14 protein-coding genes are annotated in these 12,668 nt (G+C 70.1%); 1 reads left to right on the top strand and 13 read right to left on the bottom strand.

Annotation, left to right across the window (positions count from 1 at the left end):
- Positions 1-14: 14 nt before the first annotated feature.
- On the top strand, positions 15-968 hold the full coding sequence (locus ACHMXA_RS26635) for a hypothetical protein (protein ID WP_395316979.1): 954 nt from the start codon (positions 15-17) through the stop codon (positions 966-968).
- Positions 969-974: 6 nt separating this feature from the next.
- Here ACHMXA_RS26635 and fliR read toward each other — a convergent pair whose 3' ends face one another.
- The 13 genes from fliR to fliF form a co-directional block, all read right to left on the bottom strand.
- Complete coding sequence (gene fliR, locus ACHMXA_RS26630; RefSeq protein WP_395321388.1) at positions 975-1,760, bottom strand: flagellar biosynthetic protein FliR; 786 nt, start codon at positions 1,758-1,760, stop codon at positions 975-977.
- A gap of 41 nt (positions 1,761-1,801) precedes the next feature.
- Positions 1,802-2,071: a flagellar biosynthesis protein FliQ gene (fliQ, locus tag ACHMXA_RS26625; protein ID WP_176662982.1), complete on the bottom strand. Its 270-nt coding sequence runs from the start codon at positions 2,069-2,071 to the stop codon at positions 1,802-1,804.
- A gap of 13 nt (positions 2,072-2,084) precedes the next feature.
- On the bottom strand, positions 2,085-2,816 hold the full coding sequence (gene fliP / locus ACHMXA_RS26620; RefSeq protein WP_395321387.1) for a flagellar type III secretion system pore protein FliP: 732 nt from the start codon (positions 2,814-2,816) through the stop codon (positions 2,085-2,087).
- Positions 2,817-2,839: 23 nt separating this feature from the next.
- A complete protein-coding gene (gene fliO, locus ACHMXA_RS26615) occupies positions 2,840-3,265 on the bottom strand; it encodes a flagellar biosynthetic protein FliO (protein ID WP_395316978.1) in 426 nt (141 codons plus the stop codon).
- Positions 3,262-3,714: a flagellar motor switch protein FliN gene (fliN, locus tag ACHMXA_RS26610; RefSeq protein ID WP_176662980.1), complete on the bottom strand. Its 453-nt coding sequence runs from the start codon at positions 3,712-3,714 to the stop codon at positions 3,262-3,264. The genes fliO and fliN overlap by 4 nt, the downstream gene beginning before the upstream one ends.
- The gene (fliM, locus tag ACHMXA_RS26605) at positions 3,707-4,705 is read right to left on the bottom strand and encodes a flagellar motor switch protein FliM (RefSeq protein ID WP_176662979.1); all 999 of its coding nucleotides are present in this window, start codon (positions 4,703-4,705) and stop codon (positions 3,707-3,709) included. Before fliM ends, fliN begins: the two co-directional genes overlap by 8 nt.
- Before the next feature lie 36 nt (positions 4,706-4,741).
- Complete coding sequence (gene fliL / locus ACHMXA_RS26600; RefSeq protein WP_176662978.1) at positions 4,742-5,245, bottom strand: flagellar basal body-associated protein FliL; 504 nt, start codon at positions 5,243-5,245, stop codon at positions 4,742-4,744.
- Positions 5,246-5,407: 162 nt separating this feature from the next.
- Positions 5,408-6,853, bottom strand: coding sequence for a flagellar hook-length control protein FliK (locus ACHMXA_RS26595; RefSeq protein ID WP_395316977.1), 1,446 nt, complete (start codon positions 6,851-6,853; stop codon positions 5,408-5,410).
- Positions 6,854-6,887: 34 nt separating this feature from the next.
- The gene (gene fliJ, locus ACHMXA_RS26590) at positions 6,888-7,343 is read right to left on the bottom strand and encodes a flagellar export protein FliJ (RefSeq protein WP_176662976.1); all 456 of its coding nucleotides are present in this window, start codon (positions 7,341-7,343) and stop codon (positions 6,888-6,890) included.
- Positions 7,340-8,815, bottom strand: coding sequence for a flagellar protein export ATPase FliI (gene fliI / locus ACHMXA_RS26585; RefSeq protein WP_395316976.1), 1,476 nt, complete (start codon positions 8,813-8,815; stop codon positions 7,340-7,342). Before fliI ends, fliJ begins: the two co-directional genes overlap by 4 nt.
- A gap of 5 nt (positions 8,816-8,820) precedes the next feature.
- The gene (gene fliH, locus ACHMXA_RS26580; RefSeq protein WP_395316975.1) at positions 8,821-9,663 is read right to left on the bottom strand and encodes a flagellar assembly protein FliH; all 843 of its coding nucleotides are present in this window, start codon (positions 9,661-9,663) and stop codon (positions 8,821-8,823) included.
- Complete coding sequence (gene fliG / locus ACHMXA_RS26575) at positions 9,650-10,648, bottom strand: flagellar motor switch protein FliG (RefSeq protein ID WP_176662974.1); 999 nt, start codon at positions 10,646-10,648, stop codon at positions 9,650-9,652. The genes fliH and fliG overlap by 14 nt, the downstream gene beginning before the upstream one ends.
- Positions 10,641-12,389, bottom strand: a complete 1,749-nt coding sequence (fliF, locus tag ACHMXA_RS26570) for a flagellar basal-body MS-ring/collar protein FliF (protein ID WP_395316974.1) — start codon at positions 12,387-12,389, stop codon at positions 10,641-10,643. Before fliF ends, fliG begins: the two co-directional genes overlap by 8 nt.
- Between the last annotated feature and the right edge of the window lie 279 nt (positions 12,390-12,668).

Genomic DNA, 12,668 nt, shown 5'->3' with positions numbered 1-12,668 from the left:
GATCACTCTCCTGAATGACCACCGAAGACCTGACCCCTCTGCTCCTCGACGCCCTCGGCAAGCGCATCGACGACCCCGCCGCAGTCCGTCTGGCCGAAGCCCTCGGCAAGAAGCCGTTCAAGAACGCGACGCCGAACAACAGCCCCGACATCGTCAATCGCAAGCTCGGCATCGAGGTCGGCACCAGCATGAATCTCAGCACCCGCTCGCATTTCCCGCCGCGCAAGGAGGGGCGAACCTGGGTGACCTGGGTTTCCCATGCCTTCGTCTATCCCAACTTCCGTGGCTCGCTGCCTGGCGGCTTCGACTGGAAGATGGATGACGCGGCGCTCAGCTCGCGCTTCATCCGGCGCGTCGAAGGCATGGTCGAGGAGGTGCGCTTCACGCTGCCGCCGCCGCGCGAGGGCCTTCGGGCCAAGGTCACGGTCGATTCGGGAGGGCTGCCGGAGGTCATGCTGCTGGGCGTCGATGAGGAGGAGACCTACGCAACCATCTACCCCGGCAGCAAGCCGGAGCATTCGGTGGAAGACGCTTTCTTCGCAAGCTGGTGCGCATTGAACGGCATCCTGCGGGAAGACCGCCTTGCCGCCGGCCGGCTCGATGCGCTGCGCCAACGGGAGCTGTCGCCCTTGGACTTCCTGTCTTCCAGCCTCGACGGACTGCTCTGGGAAAAGGACGTGCGCCCGGAGCACGCGGCGTTCTGCCATGCCTACATGAACCGCCTGATGCAGCCGGGCGAGGCAGCCGCTCTCCCCGACACGGAAGAGATATTCGGCGACAGCAACAACTGGCGCAAGCCGGGCGAAGCGATGACGCAGGACAGCTGGGAGAACTACGACCGCATTGCGCCGCGCTACACGCAAAGGCTGGCCCAGTGGCGACGGGGCGAGATCCGCTCCAAGGTCGACTGGCCGGATCAGCCGGCCGCATCGGCCGAAACGGAGGAACTGCCCGAACTCCTGCGCTGATTCCGCTCAGGGCCGCAGGCCCTGCGTGAACCTCAGCGCGTTGCCGATCGCCTCCCCGAACCTCGGCTCCAGGAACGCCCCGAGGTTCGGCATCAGCAGCTGCAGCATGAAGATGCCCGCCAGCAAGGTGAGCGGAAACCCCACCGCGAAGATGCTGAACTGGGGCGATGCGCGGTTCAGGATGCCCATCGCGAGGTTGAGCGTGAGCAGCGCGGTGATGAGCGGCAGCGCCAGCATCAGCCCGCTCGCGAAGATCTCGGCGCCGGCCAGCACCAGGAACATCCAGCCCCCGGCGGCCAGCGGCGCATCGGCAATGGGCAGCGTGTGAAAGCTCTGGGCCAGCGCGTTCACCATCAGCAGGTGGCCGTCGAGCGCCAGGAAGATCAGCATCGCGAGCATGTTCAGAAGCCGCGCCACCACCATGGTGCTGCCGTGGCTCATCGGGTCGAAGAAGGACGCGAACGACAGGCCCATCTGCAGGCCGATGTATTCCCCCGCGGCCAGCACGGCGGTGAACACCAGCCGCACGGTGAAGCCCATGGCCACGCCGATCAGCACCTGCTGCACGATGATCCACACGCCGCCCGCGGACACCACCGGCACCGCGGGCAGCGGCCCGATGGTGGGCGAGACCACGAAGGCCAGCATGGCGGCGATGAGCACCTTCACGGGCCGCGGTACCCATGCCTCGCCGAAGATGGGCGCGGTGCTCACCAGCGCGAGCATGCGCACGAAGGGCCAGAGGAAAGCCACCATCCAGCCCTCGAGCTGGGCCGAGGTGACCGAGATGATCGACGGGGTCACGTCAGGTCGGCTCGCGCGTCGGGGCGGGCTCAGTTCAGCAGCAGCGGAATGCCGGAGAACAGCACGCGCATGTAGTCGAGCATGCGGTCGAGCATCCACGGCCCCGCGACCACCAGCGTCGCGAACACGGCGAGCAGCTTGGGAATGAAGGACAGCGTGGTCTCGTTGATCTGCGTGGCTGCCTGGAAGATGCTCACGATCAGGCCGATGACGAGCGCCACCAGCAGCAGCGGCGCGCCGATGAGCAGCGAGATCTCCATGGCCCGGTGGCCCATGGTCATGACGGATTCGGGTGTCATCTCGGCTCGGGCCCTAGAGGTAGAAGCTCTGCGCCAGCGCGCCGATGAGCAGCTGCCAGCCATCGGCCAGCACGAAGAGCATCAGCTTGAAGGGCAGGGCGATGGAAGCCGGCGGCACCATCATCATGCCCATGGACATCAGCACGCTGGCCACCACCAGGTCGATGATGAGGAAGGGTATGAAGATGGTGAAGCCGATCTGGAACGCCGTCTTCAGCTCGCTGATGACGAAGGAGGGCAGCAGTATGCGCAGCGGCACGTCTTCGGGGCCCTGCATCTCGGGCACCTTGGCCAGCCGCGCGAAGAGCGCGAGGTCGCCCTCGCGGGTCTGCTTGAGCATGAAGGTCTTGAAGGGCGCGATGCCGCGCTCCAGGGCCTTCTCGGCGCTGATCTTGTTTTCGGAGAAGGGCTTGTAGGCCTCGTCGTAGGCCTTGTCGAGCACCGGTGCCATTACGAAGAAGGTGAGGAAGAGCGACAGCCCCACCAGGATCTGGTTGGGCGGCGAGGTCTGCGTGCCGATGGCGGTGCGCAGCAGGCCCAGCACGATGAGGATGCGCGTGAAGCTGGTCATCGACAGCAGCAGCGCGGGCAGGAAGGTGAGCGAGGTCAGCAGCACCATGGTCTGCACGCTCAGCGACCAGGTCTGGCTGCCGCCGGGGCCGGGCGTGCTGGTGATGCCGGGCAGGCCCTGCGTCCAGGCGGCGGCCGGCAGCGCGGCGGCGAGCAGGAGCAGCGCGGCGCGCACGCCGCGGTGCAATGCGGGATGCTTCATGGAGCGGGACTGGCCTTGCCGGAGATGGATTCGCGCAGCTTGCGCGCGAAGAGCTCCACCGCGCGGGGCGCGGCGGAAGTTGCAGTCGAGGCGAATGCCGTCGGCGCGGCGTGAGGCTGTACCTGCGCCGGCAGCGTATGCAGCGTGTTGACCTGGCTGGGCGTGACGCCCAGCACCAGCCAGGTGTCGGCCACTTCCACCACGACCACGCGTTCGCGCTGGCCGACGGCGGCGCTCGACACCACCTTCACGAACTGCCCGCCGCCCAGGCGCTGCAGGCCGAAGCGCCGCGCCGCCCAGGCGCACAGGAAGATCAGGCCGACCACCACCGCCATGCCGAAGCCGGCCTGCAGCAGGCCCGAGCCGCCGACGGCGGCCGGCGCCACTTCATGGACGGGCGTGGGCACGGTGGGAAGACTCATGCCCGCGCGAGCTTCTGCATGCGCTCGGAGGGGGTGACGATGTCGGTCAGGCGGATGCCGTACTTCTCGTTCACCACCACCACCTCGCCCTGCGCGATGAGATAGCCGTTGATCAGCACGTCCAGCGGCTGGCCGGCCAGGCCGTCGAGCTCCACCACCGAGCCCTGCGACAGCTGAAGCAGGTTCTTGATGGTGATGCGCGTGCGGCCGATCTCGGCGGTGAGCTGCACCGGCACGTCGAGCACGCGCGCGATGTCCACCGGTGCGGCGGCGGCTGCAGCGGCTGCCGCAGCGGCGGCCGGCGCGTCCTGGATCTGCTGGAAGACCTGCGCGGTGGCCGGTGCCACGGCGGGTGCCGGGGCCGGCGCTGCCGACGCGGCGGTCTGTTCGGCCAGGGCCGCGGCCCAGTCGTCCGCGTCGCTGCCTGCGGAAGAGGTGTTGTCAGTCATGTTCGTTCTTCAGGTCGCTGTCTTGATGGGAGATCATGTTTTGCACGCGCAGCGCGTAGCGCTCGTTGGAGGTGCCGTAGCCGCACTCCATGACCGGCACGCCGCCGACCTTGGCGACGACGGTCTCGGGCAGCTCGATGGGAATCACGTCGCCGACGCGCAGCTTCATCACCTCGCCGATGGTCGAGGGCATGGAGACGAAGTCGGCCACCAGCTCGACGTCGGCCGACTGCATCTGGCGCGACATCTGCGTCACCCAGCGCTTGTCGACCTCGACCTCGTCCTGGATGGGGTTCGAGAGCAGGTCGCGGATCGGCTCGATCATCGAGTAGGGCAGGCACACGTGCAGGAAGCCGCCCACGGGGCCGAACTCGATCTGCAGCGTGGTGTTGATCACCACCTCGTTGGGCGCGACGATGTTGGCGAGCTTGCCGTGCATCTCGGCGCGCACATAGTCGAAGTCGAGCGGGAACACCGGCTGCCATGCGTCGCCATAGCACTGCAGCGACAGGTCGAGCAGGCGCTTGATGATGCGCTGCTCGGTGCGCGTGAAGTCGCGGCCTTCCACGCGCACGTGGTAGCGCCCGTCGCTGCCGAAGAGGTTGTCCACCACGAGGAACACCAGCTTCGGGTCGAACACGAAGAGGGCCGTGCCGCGCAGCGGCTTCATGTGGATCATGTTGATGTTCGCGGGCACCGGCAGGTGCCGCACGAACTCGCCGAACTGCTGGATCTGCACCGGCCCCACCGAGATGTCGGGGCTGCGCCGCATGAAGTTCAGCAGCGCGCCGCGCAGCCCGCGCGCGAAGCGGTCGTTGATGACCTCCAGCGTGTGCATGCGGTTGCGCACCACGCGGTCGGGCGCGCCGAGGTCGTAGGCGGGCAGGCCGTCCTTGGGCGGTGGCGGGGGAGCCGCCTGGTCGACGTCGCCGGTGACGCCCTGCAGAAGCGCGTCGACCTCGTCCTGCGAGAGCACCTGTTCATACGCCATGGATCGCTTGTCGTCCGGAGAAAGATGACGTGGTGCTCACTGCACGACGAAGATGTTGAACGAGACGCTGGAGATGCCCAGCTCGGGCGTCTCGGGCGTGAGCGGCGCGTTCAGCGCGGTGCGGATCTCGCCGGCCAGCTTGGCCTTGTCTTCGGGCGTGACCAGCGACTCGGGCGGGCGGTTCGACAGCAGCACCAGCAGGCGGCTGCGCAACTCGGGCATGAACTCGACGATCTGCGCCTTGGCGCGCTCGTCGCGCACGCGCAGCGCCATGCCGATCTGCAGGAAGCGGCTGCGGCCCTCGGCCTGCAGGTTGACGGTGAGCGGGTCCAGCATCACGAAGATGGGCTTTTCGGGCGCGGACGGCTTGGGCGCCTCGGCGGCGGAAGCGCCGCCGCCCGTGAAGCGGGGAAGAAGGAAGTAGGCGGCGGCACCGGCTGCCGCGGCGAGGCCGACGGCGACCACGATCCAGATCAGCAGCTTCGATGAGCGGGCCGGGGCCGGCAGGGAGGCGGTTGCGACAGTTGTTGGGGGAGCCATGGTGAAGCGGTTTTCTTGTCCGATCTATTCTTTGCGAAGTCCCGCGCGGACGAACGGCCGAACAAGCGCACAAAGGCGTTTCATATCCATTCATTGCAAGGCGCCGGGCGGGCGGCGGCCTCGTTGCGCGCGGGGCGAAGGTGTGGCGTGAGTTGGCGGGCCTCAGGCGAAGGTGTCGACGCCGGAGCGTGCGTGGTCGGGTGCGGCCGGGCGCACGGCTGCCGTGGCCGCCGACGCACCTGCGACCGTGCGGTCCGCCCCGGGGTAGGACGATGCAGCCTGCTGCCGGGCTGCGCCGTGCTGCTGCTGGCCCTGCTGCTGCGCGAACGCGGCGCCGTTGCCGAAGGGCTGGCGCGTCTCCGCGCCTACCGATGCCTGGCCCAGCGTGATGCCTTGCTCCGACAGCGAGTTGCGCAACTGCGGCAGCGCGGCCTCGACTGCCTTGCGCACGCTCTCGTGCGCGGAGACGAACATGGCCTGCGCCTGGTTGTCGCCCATCGACAGCGTGACCTTGAGCGGGCCGAGGCCCGCGGGGTTCAGGTTGAGCTCCGCCGTGTGGCTGCCGCTGGTGCTCATGCGCGCCAGGTGCTGGCCCAGGGCCGGTGCCCACTTGTCGCTGCCGACTTCGGGGGCGATGGTGTGCACGGAAGTGCGTGCCGTGGCGCTTGCCTCGCTCGCGTGCTCCGACGCAGCCGTCGTCGCCGGCGCCGGCTGCTGGAGCGCGGCGGGCGGCACGGCGGGCTGGCTGTCCGCGCCGTCTGCGCTGCCGGAGGCCGCGGCAGTCACCACGGCAAGGGCAGCCTTGTCGGCCTGGGCGTCGGCGGCGGCTGCGGGTTGCGCGGCGCTCGCGAGCTGTTCGGCGGTGGTCGCGCTCATGGGAGCGCGAGAGCCGGCGGCGCGGCCGATCGCGGCGGTGCCCACGGGGGCGCCGGCGGGCGTGGATGCGGGCTTCGCGAAACCTGTGCTCATGGTCTGCGCGGCGATGGCGGCGCGGGCGAGTTCGTGCAGCGAAGTGGCCTGGGCGGCGTCGGGCTGCGCGGCGGAGGCCTGGGTGCCGGGCAGCGCCGATGCCTCCGATGTCGCGGGCTTCGCGGCGGCGTCCTTCGCGGCGGCTGCGGCTTCTGGGACGGCCTTGGCATCGATGGCCGTGGTGGCCGCATCGCCGGCGAGCGTCTTCGTGGCGGGAGCCTGCAGGGCGGGGTCCAGTGCAATGTCCTTCGCCGTGGTGGCGGTCGCCGCAGCGGCGGCAGTTGCATCCGCCGCGCCGTCGCCGCCCTGTTTCCGGGCGGCGCGTCCCGCGAGGGTCAGCGCATGCAGCGGCGAGTTCGGCGGCGCGAGAAATGCGAGGTTCGGGTCGGCGGGCAAGGTGCCGTCGTCCTTCGCGTCTTCGTCCGCGTCGGGCTTGCGCGTTGGCTTGCGGTCCAGCGCGGCGGCGTCCTGGGGGCCTTCCTGCGCGGCTTCGCCGGTGTTGTTCGAGCGCGAGCGCTCCAGCGCCGCGCCGAAGCTGCGGCCCTGGTCCTCGTCGGCGGCGCGGCTGCGCGTGCCGGCCTGCGCCGCTGGCTGGGCGGCGGCGTTCGTCATGACGGGGGGCGTGATCATGGAAGTCATGTCGGTTCCTGCGTGGAGATTCGGTCGGCGTGGCTCAAAGCGTCGGGTGCGAGGCGCGGTCGAAGAACTTGCGCGCGGCGCGCTCGTCGCTGTCGCGCTGCTCGCGCTTGGCCTCGGCCATCATTTCCTGCATGCGCACGCGCTCGGCCAGCGTGTCGAAGGAGCTCAGGCGGCGCTTCTGCTGCTGCCAGTCGGTGCGGCCGTGGTCCAGCCGGCTCTCGGTCTGGGCGGCGATGGCGCGCTGCTGCTCGATGGCGCCGTCCAGCGTGCCGAGGAAGTTGCGGTAGTTGCGCCACTGCGAGGAAGCCAGGCCGTCGCGCATCAGGGCGTCGAGCTGGTCGTGGTAGTCCTGTCGGTACTGCAGCAGCAGTTCGAGCTTCTGGCGGGCATCGAGGTGCGCGTTCTGCAGCGCGCCCAGGCGCCGGGCGGCGTCGTCGGTCTGCGTGTGCGCCAGGTCGATCAGCATGCCGAGGGGGAGCTTGCGTGTCATGTCTTCTGGAGTTTTTGCGTTGAGGGGGCGCGTGCGTCGGGCGCGAACAGGCTCTCGAGGTGCGCGATCGACTCCTCGTAGCCCGCGCGCTCGTCCATCGACTGCTGAAGCAGCCCCTCGATGCGCGGGTACATCGCGATCGCCTGGTCGAGCTGCAGGTCGTGGCCGGGCGCGTAGGCGCCCACGCTGATGAGGTCGCGGTTGCGCTGGTAGCGCGAGAGCATCTGCTTGAAGCGGCGCACGGTGTCGAACTGCGAGGACGGGATCAGCGCGGTCATGGCGCGGCTGATGGAGGCCTCGATGTCGATGGCGGGGTAGTGCCCGGCCTCGGCCAGCGTGCGCGAGAGCACCACGTGGCCGTCCAGGATGGCGCGCGCCGAGTCGGCGATGGGGTCCTGCTGGTCGTCGCCTTCCGACAGCACCGTGTAGAAGGCGGTGATGGAGCCGCCGCGTCCGTTCGCGTCGCGCGCGCCGTTGCCGGCGCGTTCCACCAGCGCGGGCAGCTTGGCGAACACCGATGGCGGATAGCCCTTGGTGGCGGGCGGCTCGCCCACGGCCAGCGCGATCTCGCGCTGCGCCATCGCGTAGCGGGTGAGCGAGTCCATGATGAGCAGCACGTCCTTGCCGCGGTCGCGGAAGTATTCGGCCAGGCAGGTCGCGTAGGCCGCGCCCTGCAGGCGCAGCAGCGGCGAGTTGTCGGCGGGCGCCGCCACCACCACCGCGCGGGCCAGGCCTTCCTCGCCCAGCGTGTTCTCGATGAAGTCCTTCACCTCGCGGCCGCGTTCGCCGATCAGGCCGACCACGATGACCTCTGCGCTGGTGTAGCGCGCCATCATGCCCAGCAGCACGCTCTTGCCCACGCCGGAGCCGGCGAACAGGCCCATGCGCTGGCCGCGCCCCACGGTGAGCATCGCGTTGATGGCGCGCACGCCAACGTCGAGCACCGAGTCGATGGGCGCGCGCGACAGCGGGTTGACCGGCGGCGAGCTCAGTGGCACCTTGCGCGCCACGTCGAGCGGGCCCAGTCCGTCTAGTGGCCGGCCGGCCGCATCGACCACGCGGCCGAGCATGCCTTCGCCCACGGGCAGGCGCTTGGTGTGGGCGTTGCCGGTCGATCCCTTCTCGTCGGGCTCGGGTGCGCCGGGCCGTGCGTACACGCGCGCGCCCGGCAGCAGGCCGGCGACTTCGGTCTGCGACATCAAAAAGAGCCGATCGCCGGCGAAGCCCACCACCTCGGCTTCGGCATGCCGTTGCGGATGGCCGGGCGGCAGCTCGATCAGGCAGTCGCTGCCCACGGGCAGCTGCAGGCCCACGGCCTCCAGCACCAGCCCCACGGCGCGCGTGAGGCGGCCCGAGGCGATGGTGGTCTCGCAGCGCGCGATGCTGGCGCGCGCCTTCTCCAGCGTGCCGAGCACCGCCTGAAGGTGCGGGTTGGGGGCGGCGGTCGCGGCGTCTGCGGTGGGGGCCTGCATGCTCGTCACGGTGCCTCGGCCGGTTGTCCGTCGGCGTCGCCGTCGAGCGCGGAGGCGACGCGTTTCCATCGCGTCTCCAGCGTGCCGTCGAGCTCGCCGGTGGCCGACTGCACGCGGCAGCCGCCGCGCGTGATGGCGTCGTCGGCGCGCACCTGCCAGCCGGCGGCCTCGATCTCCTCGCCGAGGCTGCTTCTCACCAGCGCCACGTCGTCGGGATGCAGCAGCAGGCGCGGCTCGCCGCGCAGCGCGGGCTCGGTGTTGAGCAGGTCGCGCACCACGGGCAGCACCCATTCGGGCTCGGCCTTCAGCGTGCGGTGCACCACCTGGCGCGCCACGTCGAGCGCGAGCGCGAGCACGGTGCTGGAAAGCTCTTCTTCCGCGCGGCGCAGCGCGTCGGGCAGCGACCGGGCCAGCGCGCGCAGGCGTTCCGCATGCGCGCTGGCGGCGGCGAGGCCGGTGGCCAGGCCCTCGGTGTGGCCCGTCCTGCGGCCTTCCGCGAGGCCCGTGGCGAGGCCCGCGGCGCGGCCCTCCGCCTCGCCGTCGATGCGGGCCTCCATGCGGATGCGCGCGAGGTCGGCCAGGTCGATCTTCGGCTGGGGCGGCTGGGTTGGCTGGAGCGGCGCGTTCCTGCGCTCGGCGGCCTTGCGGCCAGCGGATGGCTTCGGGCTGCCGTCGATGGTGCCCATCTCCCAGCGCTCCCATGCGGAGAGCGCTGGCGGGTTCACTGCGGCGGGCAGAGGGCGCGCGACCCTCGGGCCGCCGGCCGCATGGCGCGCGGCGGCGTGGATGGCGGCGAGGCGCTCGCGCGAATCGCCGAAGGCGCTGGCGGTGGTGTCAGACGAACTCATCGGTGCCAGGCGTTGCGATCACGATTTCGCCGGCCTCCGCAAGGCGGCGGGCGACCTGCAGGATGGCCTTCTGCTCGGTCTCGACCTGCGACACGCGCACGGGGCCGCGCAGCTCCATGTCCTCGCGCAGCGTTTCCGCGGCGCGCTGCGACATGTTGTTGAGGAACTTGTCGCGCAGCTCCATCGGCGCGCCCTTGAGCGCGATGATGAGCGAGTCGCTCTCGATGTCCTTGAGCAGGCGCTGGATGCTGCGGTCTTCCAGGCCCAGCAGGTTCTCGAACACGAACATCTCGTCGACGATGCGCTGGGCCAGCGCCTCGTCCTGCTCGCGCACGTGGGCGATGGCTTCTTCCTCCACGCTCGTGCTCATGAGGTTGACGATCTCGGCCGCGGTGCGCACGCCGCCCAGGCGGCTGCGGCGCACGCCCTGGCCGGCGAGCATCTCGGTGAGCACGTCGGTCAGCTCGTTGAGCGCCGAGGGCTGCACCCCGCCGAAGGTGGCCACGCGCATGATCACGTCGTGGCGCAGGCGCGGCGGCAGCTTCTCGAGCACTTCCGAGGCCTTCATGCGGTCCAGGTGCACGACCAGCGTCGCGAGGATCTGCGGATGCTCGTCGCGGATCAGCTCGGCCACTTCGCCGGCCTCCAGCTCGTTGAGGCGCTCGATGCCGCCGCGCGGCTCGTCGGGCTGCAGGATGTCTTCCAGCAGGTTGCTCGCGCGGTCGTCGCCCAGCGCCTTCTTGAGCACGGCGCGGATGTAGCTGGTCGAGCCCAGGTGCAGGGCCGAGAGCTGCTCGGTTTCCTGGCGGAATTCGGCGAGCACCGCGGCCAGCTCGTCCTTGGAGACGGAGCTGAGCTTCGACATCGCGAGGCCCAGCGCCTGCACCTCGGAGGTGGGCAGCTGGTGCAGCGCGGCGGCGGCGCGGTCTTCGCCCAGGGCCATCAGCAGGATGGCGCTCTTGCGGGTTCCCTGTTCGCTACTCATCGTTGTTCATCCAGTGCTGGATCAGGGCCGCGACCATCTTCGGATCCTTGTCGGCGGCCTGGTGGGCGTATTCCATGTCGGCCCTGCGGCGGTTGGCCTCGCGTTCGCGCAGGCTCTCGTCGGGCGACGGTGCATTCGGGTCGGGCTCGGCGGGAGCCTCGGCGTCGGCGATCGGGGCAGCCACCACGGGCGCGGGCGGCGGCGCCAGGTGCTTGCGCATCAGCGGCCGCAGCACGGCGAACCAGGCGAAGAGCGCGAGCAGCGCGTACAGCAGGTACTGGCCGGCCATCTTGGCGAGCTCGATGTTCTCGCGGTCGCGCCAGAACGCAACCTCGGGCGCGGGGCCGCTGTCGGCATCGCGTGCGAAGGCGCTGTTCACCACGTTGAGCGAGTCGCCGCGGTCCTGGCTGAAGCCCATGGCTTCCTTCGCGAGGTTGCGGATCTGCTCCAGCTCGGCCGGGGTGAGGGCGCGGCTCGTCGCCTTGCCGCCCGCGTCGAGGGCGTCGCGGTTGTTCACCACCACGGCGACCGACAGGCGTCTCACGCCGCCGGCGGCTTGCTGCACGTGGCGGATGGTGCGGTCGAGTTCGTAGTTGGTGGTGGTGTCCTTGCGCGTGCTGCTCGGACCGGTTGCGGCGGTGCTTGCAGTCGAGGCGGTGGAGGCTCCCGGTGCTCCCGGTGCGCCGGGCGTTCCCGGGGCCGGCGGCGTGCCGGGTGCGTTGGGCGCCCGCGGGCCGGTGATCGGCGCGGTCGGGTTCACCGGCGGCTGGTTCGACAGCGCGCCGGGCACGCCGCCGGGCTGGCCGCCGCCGTGCTGCGCCGACTCGCTGCTCTGCTGGCTGCGCACGGCGGCCTGCGACGGGTCCTGGTTGGGCTTGTATTTCTCGTCGGTGTGCTCGACCACCGAGAAGTCGATGTCGGCCGCCACCTGCGCGCGCACGTTGTTCGCGCCCACGATCGGCTGCAGGATCGCCTCGATGCGGCGGATGTACCCCTGCTCGATCTCCTGCGTGTACTTGAGCTGGCTCACGTCCAGCCCGCGGTCGGTGCCGCGCGCGGAAGACAGCAGGTTGCCGCGCTGGTCGACCACGGTGACGCTCTTGGCGTCGAGGTCGGGCACGCTGCTGGAGACCATGTGCACGATGGCGCTGACCTGGCCTTCGTCGATGCCGCGCCCGCGCGCCAGCGCGAGCACCACCGAGGCCGAGGGCTTCTTCTGCTCGCGCACGAACAGCGACGGCTTGGGCAGCGCCAGGTGCACGCGGGCCGACTCGATGGCGCCGATGGATTCGATGGAGCGCGCCAGCTCGCCCTCGAGCCCGCGCTGGTAGTTGATCTGCTCGGCGAACTGGCTGGTGCCGAACTTCTGGTTGTCCATCAGTTCGAAGCCCACGCCGCCGGCCTTGGGCAGGCCCTGGGCCGCGAGCTTCAGGCGCGTTTCGGCCACCTTGTCGCCCGCGATCAGGATCGCGCCGCCGCCCTCGGCGAACTTGTAGGGCACGTTCATCTGCTGCAGCGACGCGATGATCGCGCCGCCGTCGCGGTCCGACACATTGGTATAGAGCACCTTGTAGTCGGGCCCGCGGCTCCAGAGCGTGAACGCGGCCGCGGCGGCCACCAGGGCCGCGCCGCCGATGATCAGCGGCAGCCGGGGCTGCGCGCGCATGCGTTCGAGGAGCGAGGCCGGGGCGGCGCCGTTGTCTGCCGCGGGCAGCGCGCCCGCGGGCGCAGCCGTGCTCATGGATGCACCTTCTTCTTCGCGGCCGTTGCCATGCTGGGAGAGGAATTTCGATGTAGAGATTTCATTCCGGATGGCCGGTGATGTCGTCCACGGCCTGTTCGTTTCGCGGACGATTGTCAGCAGTCACCCGGAATTCGAATGGTCGAACAGCCGGGGTTTTCGCCCTCAGTTGCGCGCTTGAATCGGGGTCTTCCCTTGATACGCTGCAGGCCAGCCGGAGGACTTCGCTCCTCCGTGTCAAGTCACGCGGAAGTGTTCAGACAAACAAGAGGAAGAGGA

The sequence above is a fragment of the Variovorax sp. UC74_104 genome, from assembly GCF_044055375.1.
In the GTDB taxonomy this organism is placed as follows: domain Bacteria; phylum Pseudomonadota; class Gammaproteobacteria; order Burkholderiales; family Burkholderiaceae_C; genus Variovorax.
Note: the sequence above shows the minus strand (reverse complement) of the source record. Positions and strands in the feature narration are given on the sequence as shown.

Coding starts and splice junctions, on each gene's coding strand:
- ACHMXA_RS26635 (WP_395316979.1), top strand. CDS start 15: ATGACCACCGAAGACCTGACCCCTCTGCTCCTCGACGCCCTCGGCAAG.
- fliQ (WP_176662982.1), bottom strand. CDS start 2,071: ATGACACCCGAATCCGTCATGACCATGGGCCACCGGGCCATGGAGATC.
- fliO (WP_395316978.1), bottom strand. CDS start 3,265: ATGAGTCTTCCCACCGTGCCCACGCCCGTCCATGAAGTGGCGCCGGCC.
- fliN (WP_176662980.1), bottom strand. CDS start 3,714: ATGACTGACAACACCTCTTCCGCAGGCAGCGACGCGGACGACTGGGCC.
- fliM (WP_176662979.1), bottom strand. CDS start 4,705: ATGGCGTATGAACAGGTGCTCTCGCAGGACGAGGTCGACGCGCTTCTG.
- fliL (WP_176662978.1), bottom strand. CDS start 5,245: ATGGCTCCCCCAACAACTGTCGCAACCGCCTCCCTGCCGGCCCCGGCC.
- ACHMXA_RS26595 (WP_395316977.1), bottom strand. CDS start 6,853: ATGACTTCCATGATCACGCCCCCCGTCATGACGAACGCCGCCGCCCAG.
- fliJ (WP_176662976.1), bottom strand. CDS start 7,343: ATGACACGCAAGCTCCCCCTCGGCATGCTGATCGACCTGGCGCACACG.
- fliI (WP_395316976.1), bottom strand. CDS start 8,815: ATGCAGGCCCCCACCGCAGACGCCGCGACCGCCGCCCCCAACCCGCAC.
- fliH (WP_395316975.1), bottom strand. CDS start 9,663: ATGAGTTCGTCTGACACCACCGCCAGCGCCTTCGGCGATTCGCGCGAG.
- fliG (WP_176662974.1), bottom strand. CDS start 10,648: ATGAGTAGCGAACAGGGAACCCGCAAGAGCGCCATCCTGCTGATGGCC.
- fliF (WP_395316974.1), bottom strand. CDS start 12,389: ATGAGCACGGCTGCGCCCGCGGGCGCGCTGCCCGCGGCAGACAACGGC.